Origin of the sequence: Microbulbifer sp. CAU 1566 (assembly GCF_023156515.1) — a bacterium.
GTDB lineage: Bacteria > Pseudomonadota > Gammaproteobacteria > Pseudomonadales > Cellvibrionaceae > Microbulbifer.
The window spans coordinates 196112-210619 of the sequence record NZ_JALNMG010000001.1; the positions used below are offsets into that span (position 1 = coordinate 196112).

Consider the following 14508-nt stretch of genomic DNA (forward strand, 5'->3'; position numbering starts at 1 on the left):
ACCACACTTGGCCGACTACCGACGACCCTGAGCTCGCACTGATCACTGGAGAAGTAACCCGCAATGACCGACAACAGCTGGGATAGTTATGCCGAAGGATGGGACAGTAATAGCGACGTCATCAGCTATTCGGAGCGCGCCTTCCGGTCCCTTACCGATACCCTGAACTGCGAAGGCGCCCGAATCCTGGATTTCGGCTGCGGCACGGGCCTGCTGACTGAACGTCTCGCTCCACTGGCAAGCAGCGTCGTCGCCCTCGATCCATCGGGGAAAATGCTTGCCGTACTGGAGGCCAAGCAACTGGGCAATGTTACTACCATACAATCCAGCCTGACCCGGGAGCTGATCGACAAGAACAGGCAACTGCAGGACAGGTTCGACCTGATCGTCGCTTCCTCCGCACTCGCTTTTGTCCCGAACTACACGGACACAGTACGACTGCTGGCTGAGCTACTGAATAGCAATGGCCGCCTGGTTCAGTGGGATTGGCTGAGGGAGGATGGTAACGAAGATACCGGATTTACCCGCGAGGACATCGCAGCCGCTTTCAGGGAGGCAGGCCTGTCCGACATCCAGGTAACCCTACCCTTCTCCATGGGAACAGGTGAAAACCGGATGGACGTTGTAATGGGCACGGGGACCTATCAATAAGACTGTGTAGGCTCTGAGCAGGAATTTTCCGGTGAACTAACCAGAACAAACATCCCGCAAAGATTGCTCCCCATTTATGGCGCTCAGACCGCAAAATAGCGCGACCTCCGCGAGACAGCCTGCACTGTGCCTCGGCTGCTCCTACTATGGGCGTTAGGTGAAAGACTTACCCACGTTTAGTTTTGGGGAATGACATGTCACAGAAGACAGTGAATGAAGAGCCAGCGCAAACAGTATCCCCTCGCCAGTGGATCAGATTGGTTGTGGTGTACCTCCTTATCCCGCTGGTTTTACTGATATGCGGTGGGGATCTCGGCTGTTGGCAGGCGTGGCTCTATTCCCTACTGATCTTTGCCGCCGGTATAGGTGGGCGCATGTGGGCGGAACAGCGACACCCCGGATTGATAGCCGAACGGCAAAATATTGAAAATTTCCACAACGCAAAAATCTGGGACAAAGTACTTGCTCCGCTGATGGCGGTGAGCCTCGTGTTCCCTATGGTTATAGTGGCGGGGCTGGACCACCGCTATCACTGGTCCCCCGAATTCCCGCTATGGCTCAGTGTGATCGGCTTCACCTTGATCTTGCTCGGATACGCGTTCGCGGTATGGGCTCTGGCAGAGAACCGCTTTTTCTTCAGCGTGGTGTGCATTCGGGCGGATCGAGGGCACGTGGTGTGTGACAGTGGCCCGTACCGGTTTGTGAGGCACCCGGGTTATGCTGGAAATATTTTTCCGCTGCTCGGTATTGTTCTTGCGCTGGGCTCGGTGTGGGCACTGATTCCTGCAGCGCTGGCAACAATCATCACGGTGATTAGAACCGCACTTGAAGACCAGACGCTACAGGAAGAATTGCCCGGCTACCGGGACTATGCACGGCGCGTGCCCTATCGGTTAATCCCCTGGATATACTGAGAGATCTGAGAAAATAAAAGGGGGCAGATCATAGTTTTGTGACTTTTACGCTAGAAATTCAGACTCTTTGAAGAACAACAAAGACTCAATAAGAGCGATACTCAATAGACCATACCGGGAACCGAGAAAACTAAAAAAAGTATAGCCGAAAAGGCCCACATCGCGCTCCGCTGCAACCCACTCCAGAGACACCACTGACTCGCATTAATAGCCATAATTATCAGCAGAAAGAAAATATGACCAAGCTCACTCTTACCCCCCAAATGCCAAACAGATTTAATACACCCGCACTCAAGGCAATTAAATCCATTGGCGAGGACTACTATGAAGTGAGCGCAGGCAAACAGTGGATAAGAATTTCGATAACCCCAAGAAATTCGATATATTTCTGCCCATCTAAAAATAACACCGTCATTGTAAACATTGAAGGTAATGCGATCAAAACACACTTTGACAATGCAGTGTTTCATTGGGGAAAGCCGTATTACCGATATTTCGACAAGAAAATAAAAAAAGAATACCTCAAGTGGCGTATAGATAGCGATGAATTCTATTCCACTGTCAAACTCATGATAGATGGCGTGCAATCTTATGATTCAGATCTTGAATTAATTAGTGCGATAGATTCCATATCAAACGATAAAAATCTACTCAATTATGAAAAGCAAGAATTAACCAAACAGAGAATAGGACATAGCTCCTTTGCCAAAAAAGTAAAAGAGCGAGCTGGTAATGCATGCCTAATCAACCCTGAAATCAAAAGAAATCTAATAGCCTCACATATCAAGCCTTGGTCAGAAGCCATCACCAATGAAAAAGTCGATATCGATAACGGGCTATGTTTATCTCCCAATTATGATGGCCTTTTTGAAGATGGCATCATAAGCTTTAAAGATGACGGCACTATCATAATATCGCGCTTATCAGAAGCAGAAAAAAAAGCCTATGCACTGACTGGGTCAGAAAAAATAAAGCTAGCTCCAGAACAGAAAAAATACTTAGCTTGGCACAGAGAAAATAAGTTGGTACAAAACAATTAGGTTCAGATCGAAAAATATTGGGATCAAAATAAAAACTTAACGCGAATTTTCACCCTAGCCCATACGGCTATGAATGAAAAATGAACGAAATCAAGCAGAAAATTTCCCTTTTTAATAATTGAGGTCAGAGCAAAGTCTTGAGACCTAAACCGACCACCTTCTGAACTCGATAAATGCAAATGCATGATCCAGTTATCGTCGGCTCACAACTTCGGGGGGCATTGTGCTTTGACACCACACCACCGGACCATAAGTTCAAAAAACGAGCAAAAAGGTCAAGTGCCAAGGTGGAACTACGCACCCTCAGATATCCATCAGGCTATACGGTTCAGCCCATATTCAGCTAGCACCGGTACCATAGTGCCATCCTCAAAACCAAACCCGGCCGTCGCCTCGCGGACGCGGTTTGCTGTGATGGCACCGATGTACCCCCATGAAAAGAAGACTGCTGCTGCCCTATTGCTTCGCGATGCTCACCACGGCTGGTTGCAGCATGGCCCCGTATCAGCAATCGCCGGAAGACACGACCAAAGCCGCAGACAGCCCCGCCAAAGAACGCCCGCAGGCGGCGAAACCACCCAAACCCAAGCCGACCCCCTCCCCCTCTGAATTGCTCAAGGCGAGCCTGTACCAGCAGCATCAGGAGTGGAAGGGTATCCCCTATCGGCTGGGGGGTATGAGCAGGCGCGGCATCGACTGCTCGGCACTGGTGTACCTGATCTATCGCGACGAGATGGGGATTCAGCTGCCCCGCACCACCCAGTACCAGGCGGTGGCTGGCAAGGCGATCAAGCGGGGCCAGCTGCGCCCGGGGGATCTGGTGTTTTTCAGGACCGGCCGCCGCGGCCGGCACGTGGGGATCTACATCGAGGATGGCAAGTTTCTGCACGCCTCGGTGTCCAAGGGCGTCACCATCTCGCACATGGCGGATTACTACTGGAAAAGCCGCTACTGGCGGGCGCGCAGGCTGGAACTCGAATCCGGCGGTAAGTCCTGATTCACCAGTTCAAAGCCTTCATCCAGCCAGCCGTTAACCCCACCGATCATCTCCTTCACCGGACGCCCCAGCTGTGCCAGCTTCAACGCCGCCTTGGTGGAACCGTTGCAGTGCGGCCCCGCGCAGTAGACGACAAACAGCGTGTCCTCGGGGAATTCTGCGAGGCGCGCCCGGGTGAGCCTGCGTGTGGGGATATTGACGGCGCCAGGAAGGTGGCCGGCGGCGAATAAGGTCTCCGTGCGCACGTCCACCAGTACAAAGTCTGGCTGCTGCTGATTCATCGCATACCAGACATCGGCGCAGTCGGTCTCAAAGGTCAGCTTTCCTGCGAAGTGTACGGCGGCCTCGTTGGCCTTGGCCGCCGGGGTTTTACTGACGGCAGTTGCCGGCAGGCGGATAACGGATTCAGTCATGGCAAAGTCCTTGTATCGATGGGTGTGCCGCTATTGTCGGCGGCACTGCCAAAGCCGGTAAGTGGCATTTTTGACAGGGTTCGTATACTTTCTGCCAATCTGTCGAACTGCCGAACGAAGCTGCCGATGCCTGCCAACCACACTGTCGCCCTGCTCGCCTACGATGGCCTGTGCACCTTTGAATTCGGCGTTGCCGTGGAAGTCTTCGGGCTGCCGCGTCCGGAAATGCGTGCGTGGTACGACTTTCAGGTCTGTGCCATAGAACCGGGCCCGCTCAGGGCCACCGGTGCGATTCAGGTACTGGCGGATGGCGGTCTGGACGATCTGAAGCGCGCGAGCACCATCGTGGTGCCCGGCTGGAAAGGTGCCGGTGTACCGGTGCCCGGGGAATTACGGCAGGCGTTGCTCGATGCCCACGCTGCGGGCGCGCGACTGGTCTCCATCTGCTCCGGCGTGTTCGTGCTCGCAGCCACCGGGCTGCTGAACGGACGCAGCGCCACCACCCACTGGCGCTATGCACAGCAACTGGCCGAGACCTACCCGGACATCCGCGTGCAGCCGGATGTGCTCTATGTGGATGAGGGGGATCTACTGACCTCCGCCGGCAGCGCGGCCGGCCTGGATCTCTGCCTGCATATCGTACGGCGGGATTTTGGTGCGCGGATTGCCAATCAGGTAGCGCGCCGGCTGGTGATACCGCCGCACCGCGACGGCGGCCAGGCGCAGTTTGTCGAAGCGCCTCTACCGCAGAAGCGCGCCGAGATCTCCGCGCTATTCGACTGGATTCGCCGCAACCTCCATCGGGAACTCACCATCGAAACCATTGCCGAGCGCGCAAACATGAGCACGCGCACGCTGATCCGTCGCTTTCACGATACTGTCGGCTGTGCACCCAAGCAGTGGATTCTGCGTGAGCGCATCAACCGCGCGCGCAACTTGCTGGAATCCGGCAGTCAGTCCATCGACCGGATCGCAACCGAATCCGGCTTCCGCTCGGCAGAAAATCTGCGCCACCATTTTCGCGAGCAGCTGCAAACCTCGCCCGCGGCTTACCGGCGCCGCTTTGCGGAATCTGACTGATCCGCGCAATAATCCACAAGATTCCGAACAACCACTGCCTGTGCCGAGAATATGATTTACGCACTTGTTACCCTGCTTATCGCCGCGCTGATCATCGGCCCCCAGCTGTGGGTCCGCTTTGTGCTGTGGCGGCACTCCAAAGAAATCAGTGATATGCCGGGATCGGGCGCCGAGCTGGCCGAGCACCTGATCGAGCGCTATGAGCTCGAAGGGGTAAAGGTGGTGAAGGCGGGCAAGGATGAAAACTACTATTCGCCGGCGGAGAAAATCGTGGCACTGAGCCCGGAGGTCTACCATGGCAAGTCGGTGACCGCGGTGGCGGTAGCCGCCCATGAAGTGGGCCACGCGATCCAGTTCTGCCGCGAGGAGCCGATCTCAAGGCTGCGGGACAAGTACCTGGGCAGGGCCGGCCAGATCCAGAAAATCGGTGGTTTCATCCTGCTCGCAGCCCCCATTCTCACCCTGCTGATCAAGTCGCCGGTGATCTTCCTGTGGATTGGCGTTATTGCGGTGATCACCATGCTCGCTTCCGCGCTCATGTACGTGGCGATACTGCCGGAAGAGTACGATGCAAGCTTCAACAAGGCCCTGCCGATACTCAGGGAGGGCTACCTGCCCGAGCACCTGTTGAGCAAGGCACACAGTGTGCTGAAGGCCTGCGCCCTCACCTACGTGGCAGGCGCCCTGCTGGATGTACTGAGGCTGTGGCGCTGGATACGATTTATTCGATAGGCAGTATCAGAAGACATGTTCCGGTGAGAGAGTACGAAATCTGTCTCCCCATTGATCATCAAGGAAGAATCCATGCAGAAATTAACGGGCCGCTGCCTGTGCGAGGCGATCGAATATGAGATCACCGGTGAACTTGGCCCCATATTCAATTGCCACTGCTCAAAATGCCGCCGCTGGCACGGTGCTGCGTTCAGGACCAGGGCAACCATCAAATCCAGTCAGTTCAAATGGCTCAAGGGAGAGGAGCATTTATCCGGCTACCACTCATCCGAGAATACGGTGAAAACCTTCTGCTCGATTTGCGGCTCCAGCCTGATCAGCACCTATGACGAAAGCCCGGACAAGATCGGCATCCCACTGGGGGGCCTGGATCAAGCGCCGAGCAACAAGGTGGAAGGGCATTTCTTTGTCGGCTCGAAATCCCCCTGGTACGAGATACCCGATGACCTGCCCCAGTACGACGAATTCCCGGGCTCTCACGAGAAAGTAAGGGAAACCAGTCACGGGGAGTAACACCCGGGCTAGGGTAGCCTTGCAGTAAATTCGTATTGGATAAAGTGATCCGAAAAGGGCAACGGAGCCCCCAGACATATAACTACACCCTCAACAAGCGACGTCTATGCAACCTTTCAAGACACAATTCACCCTATCTCGGGATTACCTTGCCGAGTGTTTTGATCAGTCTCAGCCTTATGGCAAAGGTGCCAAGCCCAATTACCTGTTTCCGGTGTTATTACTTGCGGCGGGTTCCGGGACACTGATGTTTACCGAGCAACCCAAAGTCCTGGGCTACCTGCTGGTGGCCCTGGGTATTCTGGAGCTACTGCATATTCGATTCCGGCGGGCGTGGTGGCTGGCACGGCAGACGATGAGCAAAAGTGCCAATTCCGAAGTGACCTTGACGGTTGATGAAGGTGGGATAACAACCGAGAGCGACCACTCAAAAACAACGCTCTCGTGGTCCGATATCGAGCGGGTTATTGAAACCGAGTTGGGGCTGATTCTGGTCACAAAATCTGGGGGCCAGCAGTACTTGTCGAAATCCCTGTTCACTGCCGAGCTGGTGCGCGAGATTGCTGCAAGAGCGCAATAGATCCTCACTCCATTAACGCACCGGCGGTCCCTGGCAGAAAACCTGCGCAGATCACCGCGAAAGATCGATCTGCGCATTGGCTATCTGCCAGGCCGACGAACATCGGCTGGGTCACCTACATTTCGCAAAAGTCCTTGATCGCGTCTTTAAATGCCTTGACGCTGTCGAAGCCATGGAAAGCGGCTGCCGCGGCTATGCCGCCGTGTATGCCCGCCTGGGTGGAAATGCTCTGGCCGGAGCAGTTGGGTGCGCCGGGTGTTCCACCATCGAGACCGACAAACAACGTCAGCTCGGTATTGCCGTATTCCAGGAACAACTTGAGCCCGCCTTCCAGCGGCATATCCAGATCGATCCCCTCAATGCTGCTGAACTCGCCCAGGTGGCTCGCATAGGTGATCAGCGCAAAGCTGTCCTGAAAGCTGGGCGCGAAGCCATCGCTAAACGCGACGTTGAGCGTGCCGTTAAACTGCACATTCTGCATATTGAGCTGGTCGTGCTCGAGCCCCGGCACCAACCCGCCGATATCCAGATCGGTTTCTGAAAGAAACTCGAATGACGCATCATCGGTGAACGACCCCAGGCCGTTAACCTCTACACGCCCACTGAGCGTGGTTTCACCGCGTATCTCGGCGCCGCTGGGGCCGCCATCCAGCACCAGAGCATGCTTGGGAAACCCATTTCCGGAAAAGCCCTGATCCCAGCCTTCCACAAAGTCGATAAAGTGCCCCGCGCCAACGGTAATTGCCGCCTGTACGCTGTCGGCAATGGCGCCATCGAAAATCAGGTCGCCGTCTATGGCTGACAGAGCAGCATCGGCATCGCCAACAATACTGGGGCCATCAAGGTCCAGCCGCGGAGGCCCGACAACGACGGTGTCGTCGGGATCGCCTTCCGGGATGGCGAAGACCAGCGTACCGGCATCCGCAGAAATCCTTCTGGCACTATCGAGGACATAGACGTTGATGATCCCGGCTCCGCGTATCAGGCCGAAATTTTCCAGGTTGCCGAGGTTGGTTTCGCTGCTGGTATTTACCAGGAACCTGGCCTCGGGCTCTATCTTCAGGTCGAATGCGTTCAGCACCCCCGTAGCTTCCACCTCTACCGTGGTGAATGGACCCTCGGTGCCAATGGGTGGCTCGCCATCCATCGGCGGGATAATGGGCCTCAGCGGGCCTGTGGTGGAGTTGGGGCCGGCAGCGGTAACGGGACCGGCGACGGCCAATTGCGAACTGCCTTGAATGGTCAGTTTGTTTTCATCGGAGATATACAGGCTCTTGGCATTGCGGCTGTCCGTGACTTCGATCTCGGTGACGAAGAACAGGGGCAGTTGATTGACGATAAACACTTCGTCCGTTTCGTTGGGCACTTGGTTGCCCAGCCAATTAGACGCGTTTGACCAGTCGCCCCCGGTGAGACTGTATAGCCGCGGTAGATTGATCTGCTCCCAATTTCCCCCCTGTTGCATCACGAGAATGCCATTGATGGAAGGCCGGGCGCGCGATTTCGGGTAGAACGCAAACCAGTTCAACGCCTGGTGGGAAGCGCACTGTCCCACCGTCAGGCCCTCAATAGTGCTGGGTTCGTCGAATAATTCACCGACTGATTGATCCTGCTGGTCTTCCGGCTTGCACATGTTCAGGCCGCCGAGTGCCAGGTGTGCACAGTCGAAATCTGCTGCTCCCTCGTTAACAAACTCATAGGCTTTGACGCCCAGTGAGGCGCTGCCATCAAACTCCGGATCGACGAAATAAGACGGGGGATTGTCGGCCTCGTTGCAGGCGGTACTGACGTCCGCACTGATGCCGAGGGCATGTGCCATTTCGTGCAATACCACGGTCACCAGATCCAGACCACCTATCGGATCTATCTCCTTACCGTTATAGGCAACTTCATAAATTTCCGGCGCCGTGCCGGAAAAGGCTTCCGCCGCCTCGAAGTCCGGTACCGTCCTGGCGAGCTTGGGGCGCATTACGAATTCAGAGTCGAAGTCTGGAAAAGTGTCGTAATAGTAATTGAGGTTCGCCGAAATCCGGATTCTCGCTTCGATCGGCTTGCCGTCTTCATCTCTTTCAATAATCAACGCATCCGGCGCACCCAGGGCGGGGTCCAGCCACCAGAAGCTGATTGTCATCTCGTGATCGTCTTGAATAATGCTCTCAAAATGATCCGCTACCGACTCCATGATTTGAGTAAGCTCTTCCGTATGCCCGCATCCGGCCAGGTCATCATCACAGGGATCAACCGCGCCAGAGCCATTGGGGTCGAATATCAGATTGATGTCCAGTGCCTTCGTGTTGGGCGAGAACAAAGCGATTGCGATAAAAAAGAAAAGAAAAATTACGGATGTATTACGAATGTGTGGTGTGACATTTTCCAGGTGTTTATTCATTGTCGTCCCTCCGGTGACTCGGCCTTACAGCAGAAGTCAGTTTTGGTTTTGATTCCGTAGGTGAAAAGTTGGAAATTTGAAAAGTCGAAAAATGCAAATGCGAGCCCTTTTTATAGACCACGTGGGTTACATCCTCTATCGACCAGAGAAAATATTGGCAGTAAATGCGGCGCTATAAATTAGCGATCAGAAAAATATTTTTTGTTTTAAAAAAATATTGAATTTTGTCGGTAAATTATTGCAACAGAGTTCACGATAAAATGACGAACTGGTATTTCAGTACCAATCACCATAGTGGTGAGACAAGACCGTCGAGATAGTTTTTTGACCCGACGTAAAAAAAGGGACCCTGGTAAGCAAGATGAAATGGGCATTTAGTTGCGGTGAACGGATCTATTTAACATGCTGCCCAGTGCCTTATCAAAGAAGCCAGCAAAGGTGCGAGTAAAGGTACCAGTAACGCGGCAATGTTATCTTTGCCGCCACAATGCGCGGCGCGCTATGGGGTTGGTAGAGTCTGTGTTGGCCATGTGCTAGAACTACTTACAGAATAATAACGAGTGGATCTAACACCATGGACGAACTGTATAACCGACCTCACCGCCCTACCCTCCGGCTGTTGCCAATGTTCGTGGCAGCAATGCTCAGCGCCTGTAGCGGCGATACGCAGCAAACCTCCGACACGGAAAACGGTAGAGATCCGCAAGGTCGGCAACAGGAGGATCGACAACAAATAGTCGCGCGCATCGGTAGCAGCACTATCACCCTGCAACAGGTGGATGAAAAAATCCGCCTCGAACGCCACGACCTGGCACTGGCCGAATACCAGCTGCGCTTCAATACGCTCAAATCCATGGTGGAAGCACAGCACCCGTCGACGGCCTCCGGCGGCGACGCGTCCTACGTGGACTGGCTACTGCCCCACCCCCAACCACCCAGACTGAACATCGACACCGGCGATCGCCCCCTGCGCGGCAACCCCGAGGCTCCGGTGACCCTCGCGGTGTTCTGCTCCTACCAGTCCGTGCACTGTGCGACCACCAATCTGGTGTTGCGTGAATTACTCGACCGCTATGCCGGCTGGATTGCGGTGGTACCGTTCGATTTTCCCATGCACTACCACCGGCAGGGGGTACAGGCCGCAGCGGCGGTGCACTGCGCCAGTGAGCAGGGCACACCCTGGGCCTACGCGGATGGTCTCTACACCCAGGCAAAATCAATGGATGAAAAGGCATTCAGCCAACTCGCCATACAGCAGGGGCTGGCACAGGACTTGTTCAACCAATGCCTGGAAGAATCCGGCCGTAGCGATCAGGTTGCCGCGGATACCGCCCTGGGCCTATCTCTCGGCCTGCAGAGCGTGCCAGTGGTGTTTGTGAACGGGCTCTATGTGAAAGGCCCCCGCACCCTCGAACACTACGCGCTGTGGATTGACCAGGAGTTGCAGCGCCTGGGACACGATCCGGCGAGTGCCCATGTGGATGCCGCCCGCTGGCGGCAGTCCGGCGACCAGATCTTCGAGACCGATCTGCCCCTGCAACTGAGCGGTACCAGTGTCTCCTCGCAGCCGGAACAGTCCACCGCGCTCCTTCGCGTCCGCAAGGCCGCGGCAGAGCAATTCTCCCCTGGGGATAAAATAATGGACGGTGTCACCCTCAAGCGGGTACACGAGCGCCATGTCACCCTGCAGGTCAATGATCATCTGGAGCGCTTGACCCTGCGCGGGGAGGACGGCGATTACGTGCGGGTGCCAATGACCACCACCACCCAGCGGGATGAGGCCACCATGCGGCGCATCGAGCAGCCGGACGGCGAATCCCGCAAACTGATCCCGCCTTCCGGCGTTCTGACCCTGGGTCAGGCGTGGCTGGAACAACAACTGCAGAATCGCGCCGAGCTGGAAAAGAAATTCGTCCCCGCCGAGCATGTGGTCGACGGGCACAATTTACTGCGCCTCGAGGGCATCGCAGACAGCGAGTTCTTCACCGCCCTGGGCTTCGAGGAGGGCGATGTGGTGGTGCGGGTAAACGATAGCTGGGTGCACAGTGGCCAGAACCAGCTGTGGGATGCACTGACCAGCGGCGAGGTGGTGGATGTGACCTATATGCGCAACGGGCTGCCCGAGCGGGTGCAATACGTGGTGGAAGAGGAAAGCTATTTCGAGCAGCAGGGCAGCGGCAAGCAGAGCAGCGAAGAGAGCAGCGAAGAGAGCAGCGAAGAGAGCAGTGAAAAAAGCAGCAAGAGCGATACTGGTGACGACGAGTGAACGACGGTTGAACTGTAGTTACGCGAATGCGAGATAAGGGCTCCGCAAGGAGCCCTGTTCACCGCTCGTGATTTATTTGTCCGTATTACCGTTCCACATCAGGTTCGCCACCGTGTTCTGGCCGCGAACGCTGGGATGGAAGCAGTCCCCACCATCAATATCGTCTTTGCCGAAGGTAAAGGTGCCCACATTGGTCTGGCTCGCCCCGGAATATTCCGCAACCACCTCCACACCATTGGTACCGTTGTAAGTCGCGGCCTCCTGCTGCAGGACTTCGTTGTAGACACGCTGTGCGGTATTGATTCCGGCGTAGCGTGTGGCAAAGGATTCACCGTTCATGGTGCCCCCGTTGGTGGCTATCCGGCAGATACCAAAGGTGGACCAGACACTTTCGCAGTTTACCCGCCAGTTGCCGCTCTGTTTGGCCACGCCCGCCGCGCGCAGATCCTGTACCCGGGGCACCGACCCCAGTACCACCGTGGAGCCGCTGGGCAAGCCACCCACCAGTTTGTCGAGCCCGGCTTTCACCGCACCGCGCCATTCGCTTTCGGTCAATAGCGGGTCTGAGCAATTGGCCGGGTCGACGCAGTCGCGATTGCAGATATCATTGCCGCCGAGCACCACCTCCACGTGATCCGCAACCAGTGTCTGGGAAAGAATCCGGTCCGCCTGCACACTGAAATTATCGCTGCCGCCGCGCATCTCGGAACCGGAACGGGCGGCATTCTTATTGGCGGCAACATTCGGGTCTATGGCTTTGTACTTGTCGTGGACACTGTTGACGCTACTGTCCCAGCCATCGAACCAACTGTGTTCCGGCTGATCCCCGCCCAACAGGCAGAAAAACCCGCCAGTAAAGAAGGTATTGCCGGTACAATCGGCCGCGAACCCCATGGTGATACTGTCACCAGCTGCCGTGCCTTTGGCAGGCGCGCCCAGGGTATTGATGGACCACAGCGCAGAGGTAATGGCGAGGGAAACAAAAAGACTGGCTTTATGCATTGTGTTATCTCCGATCATCGAATTTATGACGTTATTTTTTTAATGCGGTGAACGAAGACAGGTTAGTTGGTCACGCTCTTATGCGCGGACGGGTTAAATGCCGACATATCCAGTCTGCGATACAACTCTCAGTCCTGTCGCGCAAAGTGTTTCTCACTGACGCAACGAATGGCGCCTGTAGCCTCTGCCGAGCAAGCGCTGTAAACAGGGAAATAAAAGATGTCCCCTATCGAGAAAGCCAGGAAATACTGGAGACTGGGCGAAGATCGCAAAGCGATCGATACCCTTGACGTTGCCGAGCTGGCCACCTCGGCGGAAGCGCTCTTTCTCCTCGGCGACATTTATAACTGTGCAGACAGTAGTGCGGGCGGCGGGCGCCAAAGTTACTCCAGGGCACGAAAGTACTGGCTGGAAGCCTTGCAGTACGGTTCCATGGAGGCCGCTGTGGAGCTGGGTGATTTGTATTATTTCGGGAATGGTGTGAAGCAGGACTTCGGTAAAGTGGAGCACTACTGGCAGATTGCCGCCAGCGCCGGCGATGAAACCGGAATGCACAAGCTCGCGGACCTTTACTGCGAGCACATGCCGGAGAAAATTCACGATGCCATCGCGTATTTGCAATCGCTAACATACGGCTCTTCTTTTGCGGATCATGCCTGCTACAGGCTCGGCAAAATTTACAATCGCGGCATTGGCGTTAGCAGAAACCCCGAAGTGGCCGCGTCCTGGTTTGAAGCTGGAGCAAAAGCCAATCATGGTCACTGCCTGCTGGACCTGGCCTTCCTGCTCTATAAAGGCGACGGAGTTGTAAAGAATGTTACTCGGGCAATACAGCTCGCCGAGCGCGCTGCGGAAACGGAGTGGCTAAAGGATCTGGCCCCGGTGTTTGTTGAACAAATGCGCAGCGGCACCCTGCTCCATTAACTACCCGTTTTACAAACGGTGATCAGTCAAACGCATCCCAGTACGGCGGATCACCAAAATAGCTGCTGATAAAATCGATAAACACCCGGAGCTTGGTGGCCAGTAATTTCCGGTGGGGATACACCGCGTAGAGCGCCAGTGGTTCCGGCTCAAATTCCTGCAAAATGATTTTCAGCTGGCCGGCCTTGATTGCTTCCCCGGCGATAAAGGTGGGCTGCAATACATACCCTTCTCCGGCGATAGCGGCCTGCATCAGGATTTCCCCGTTGTTGCATGCAATGCCCGCGGCCGCGGACTGACTTCTTTTCAGGGCTGTCATCAACCGGGACTCCCCCGGGTTGGACTCAAGATAGCTGTAACGCAGGTAGTGTTCGGGCTTCAGGTCTTCCGGGGTTTCCGGCACACCCTCGCGCTTCAGGTAATCGGGGGAGGCACACACCACCAGTCGCACAGGTACCAGTCGCTTGGCGATCAGCGAGGAGCTTTTCAGCTTGCCGATGCGCAGCGCCAGGTCAAAGCCCTCTTCCACCACATCCACCTTGCGGTCGTTCAATTGCAGTTCAATGCCCACAGCCGGGTGCGCTTTTTTGAATTTGCTGATCAGCGGCGCCAGATGCCGGGTGGCAAAGGTGACCGGAGCGCTGATGCGCAGCAGCCCCTGGGCTTCGCTTTGCATTTCACCCAGCTGGCTCTCCATATCCGTCAGGCTTTCCAGTATCTGCTGCGCAAACTGGTAGCACTGCTCGCCCTCCTCCGTCAGGTGCACGCGCCTTGTGGTGCGGTTAAACAGACGCACCTTGAGGTGCTCTTCCAGCTGTGACACATACTTGCTGACCAGCTGGTTCGACAGATTCAGCTTGTCCGCGGCCTTTTTGAAGCCGCCTTCGTCGGCGACCGCCACAAAGGCGGTCAAGGCGCTAATCCGGTCCATGGGGAACCCCTTCCCGATTACCAACAATTTGTTGATAGTAGAACAACATAATGCACGTTTATAGTTCAATTCATTG

Annotated in this window: 14 protein-coding genes; 10 read left to right on the forward strand and 4 right to left on the reverse strand. The window is 55.5% G+C overall.

What is annotated here, in order from left to right; genetic code table 11:
* Positions 1 to 63 precede the first annotated feature (63 nt).
* From M0G74_RS00860 to M0G74_RS00875, 4 genes are all read left to right on the forward strand, one after another.
* A complete protein-coding gene (locus M0G74_RS00860; RefSeq protein WP_248213497.1) occupies positions 64 to 651 on the forward strand; it encodes a class I SAM-dependent methyltransferase in 588 nt (195 codons plus the stop codon).
* 374 nt (positions 652 to 1025) lie between these two features.
* Positions 1026 to 1565: an isoprenylcysteine carboxylmethyltransferase family protein gene (locus tag M0G74_RS00865; RefSeq protein WP_248213498.1), complete on the forward strand. Its 540-nt coding sequence runs from the start codon at positions 1026 to 1028 to the stop codon at positions 1563 to 1565.
* A gap of 236 nt (positions 1566 to 1801) precedes the next feature.
* A complete protein-coding gene (locus tag M0G74_RS00870) occupies positions 1802 to 2605 on the forward strand; it encodes an HNH endonuclease (protein WP_248213499.1) in 804 nt (267 codons plus the stop codon).
* Between the two features lie 433 nt (positions 2606 to 3038).
* Positions 3039 to 3602, forward strand: a complete 564-nt coding sequence (locus tag M0G74_RS00875; protein ID WP_248213500.1) for an NlpC/P60 family protein — start codon at positions 3039 to 3041, stop codon at positions 3600 to 3602.
* On the opposite strand, the gene M0G74_RS00880 is transcribed toward M0G74_RS00875, so the two are convergent.
* The gene (locus M0G74_RS00880; protein WP_248213503.1) at positions 3554 to 4015 is read right to left on the reverse strand and encodes a rhodanese-like domain-containing protein; all 462 of its coding nucleotides are present in this window, start codon (positions 4013 to 4015) and stop codon (positions 3554 to 3556) included. The two genes, M0G74_RS00875 and M0G74_RS00880, sit on opposite strands and share 49 nt — an antisense overlap.
* Before the next feature lie 126 nt (positions 4016 to 4141).
* Between M0G74_RS00880 and ftrA the strand changes: the two genes are divergently transcribed.
* The 4 genes from ftrA to M0G74_RS00900 all read left to right on the forward strand — a co-directional run bounded on the left by ftrA (position 4142) and on the right by M0G74_RS00900 (position 6920).
* Complete coding sequence (ftrA, locus tag M0G74_RS00885; RefSeq protein WP_248213505.1) at positions 4142 to 5095, forward strand: transcriptional regulator FtrA; 954 nt, start codon at positions 4142 to 4144, stop codon at positions 5093 to 5095.
* A gap of 51 nt (positions 5096 to 5146) precedes the next feature.
* Positions 5147 to 5827 (forward strand): zinc metallopeptidase, encoded by a 681-nt coding sequence (locus M0G74_RS00890; protein WP_248213507.1) that lies wholly within the window; start codon positions 5147 to 5149, stop codon positions 5825 to 5827.
* Between the two features lie 72 nt (positions 5828 to 5899).
* A complete protein-coding gene (locus M0G74_RS00895; RefSeq protein WP_248213509.1) occupies positions 5900 to 6340 on the forward strand; it encodes a GFA family protein in 441 nt (146 codons plus the stop codon).
* Between the two features lie 106 nt (positions 6341 to 6446).
* The gene (locus tag M0G74_RS00900) at positions 6447 to 6920 is read left to right on the forward strand and encodes a YcxB family protein (RefSeq protein ID WP_248213511.1); all 474 of its coding nucleotides are present in this window, start codon (positions 6447 to 6449) and stop codon (positions 6918 to 6920) included.
* A gap of 115 nt (positions 6921 to 7035) precedes the next feature.
* Here the strand turns inward: M0G74_RS00900 and M0G74_RS00905 are convergent, their stop codons facing one another.
* Entirely contained in the window at positions 7036 to 9309 is a 2274-nt protein-coding gene (locus M0G74_RS00905) for a hypothetical protein (protein ID WP_248213512.1), read from the reverse strand.
* Positions 9310 to 9934: 625 nt separating this feature from the next.
* On the opposite strand from M0G74_RS00905, the gene M0G74_RS00910 reads away from it, so the two are divergent.
* Complete coding sequence (locus M0G74_RS00910; RefSeq protein ID WP_248213515.1) at positions 9935 to 11575, forward strand: thioredoxin domain-containing protein; 1641 nt, start codon at positions 9935 to 9937, stop codon at positions 11573 to 11575.
* A 72-nt stretch (positions 11576 to 11647) separates the two neighbouring features.
* Here M0G74_RS00910 and M0G74_RS00915 read toward each other — a convergent pair whose 3' ends face one another.
* The gene (locus tag M0G74_RS00915) at positions 11648 to 12577 is read right to left on the reverse strand and encodes an SGNH/GDSL hydrolase family protein (RefSeq protein WP_248213516.1); all 930 of its coding nucleotides are present in this window, start codon (positions 12575 to 12577) and stop codon (positions 11648 to 11650) included.
* 219 nt (positions 12578 to 12796) lie between these two features.
* On the opposite strand from M0G74_RS00915, the gene M0G74_RS00920 reads away from it, so the two are divergent.
* Positions 12797 to 13501, forward strand: a complete 705-nt coding sequence (locus M0G74_RS00920; protein ID WP_248213521.1) for a tetratricopeptide repeat protein — start codon at positions 12797 to 12799, stop codon at positions 13499 to 13501.
* 22 nt (positions 13502 to 13523) lie between these two features.
* Here M0G74_RS00920 and M0G74_RS00925 read toward each other — a convergent pair whose 3' ends face one another.
* The gene (locus tag M0G74_RS00925) at positions 13524 to 14432 is read right to left on the reverse strand and encodes a LysR family transcriptional regulator (protein ID WP_248213522.1); all 909 of its coding nucleotides are present in this window, start codon (positions 14430 to 14432) and stop codon (positions 13524 to 13526) included.
* Positions 14433 to 14508: the final 76 nt, after the last annotated feature.

Bases quoted from the DNA above. Each gene is read 5' to 3' on its own strand.
- M0G74_RS00860 (WP_248213497.1), top strand. From the start codon at position 64: ATGACCGACAACAGCTGGGATAGTTATGCCGAAGGATGGGACAGTAAT.
- M0G74_RS00865 (WP_248213498.1), top strand. From the start codon at position 1,026: ATGTGGGCGGAACAGCGACACCCCGGATTGATAGCCGAACGGCAAAAT.
- M0G74_RS00870 (WP_248213499.1), top strand. From the start codon at position 1,802: ATGACCAAGCTCACTCTTACCCCCCAAATGCCAAACAGATTTAATACA.
- M0G74_RS00875 (WP_248213500.1), top strand. From the start codon at position 3,039: ATGAAAAGAAGACTGCTGCTGCCCTATTGCTTCGCGATGCTCACCACG.
- M0G74_RS00880 (WP_248213503.1), bottom strand. From the start codon at position 4,015: ATGACTGAATCCGTTATCCGCCTGCCGGCAACTGCCGTCAGTAAAACC.
- ftrA (WP_248213505.1), top strand. From the start codon at position 4,142: ATGCCTGCCAACCACACTGTCGCCCTGCTCGCCTACGATGGCCTGTGC.
- M0G74_RS00890 (WP_248213507.1), top strand. From the start codon at position 5,147: ATGATTTACGCACTTGTTACCCTGCTTATCGCCGCGCTGATCATCGGC.
- M0G74_RS00895 (WP_248213509.1), top strand. From the start codon at position 5,900: ATGCAGAAATTAACGGGCCGCTGCCTGTGCGAGGCGATCGAATATGAG.
- M0G74_RS00900 (WP_248213511.1), top strand. From the start codon at position 6,447: ATGCAACCTTTCAAGACACAATTCACCCTATCTCGGGATTACCTTGCC.
- M0G74_RS00905 (WP_248213512.1), bottom strand. From the start codon at position 9,309: ATGAATAAACACCTGGAAAATGTCACACCACACATTCGTAATACATCC.
- M0G74_RS00910 (WP_248213515.1), top strand. From the start codon at position 9,935: ATGTTCGTGGCAGCAATGCTCAGCGCCTGTAGCGGCGATACGCAGCAA.
- M0G74_RS00915 (WP_248213516.1), bottom strand. From the start codon at position 12,577: ATGCATAAAGCCAGTCTTTTTGTTTCCCTCGCCATTACCTCTGCGCTG.
- M0G74_RS00920 (WP_248213521.1), top strand. From the start codon at position 12,797: ATGTCCCCTATCGAGAAAGCCAGGAAATACTGGAGACTGGGCGAAGAT.
- M0G74_RS00925 (WP_248213522.1), bottom strand. From the start codon at position 14,432: ATGGACCGGATTAGCGCCTTGACCGCCTTTGTGGCGGTCGCCGACGAA.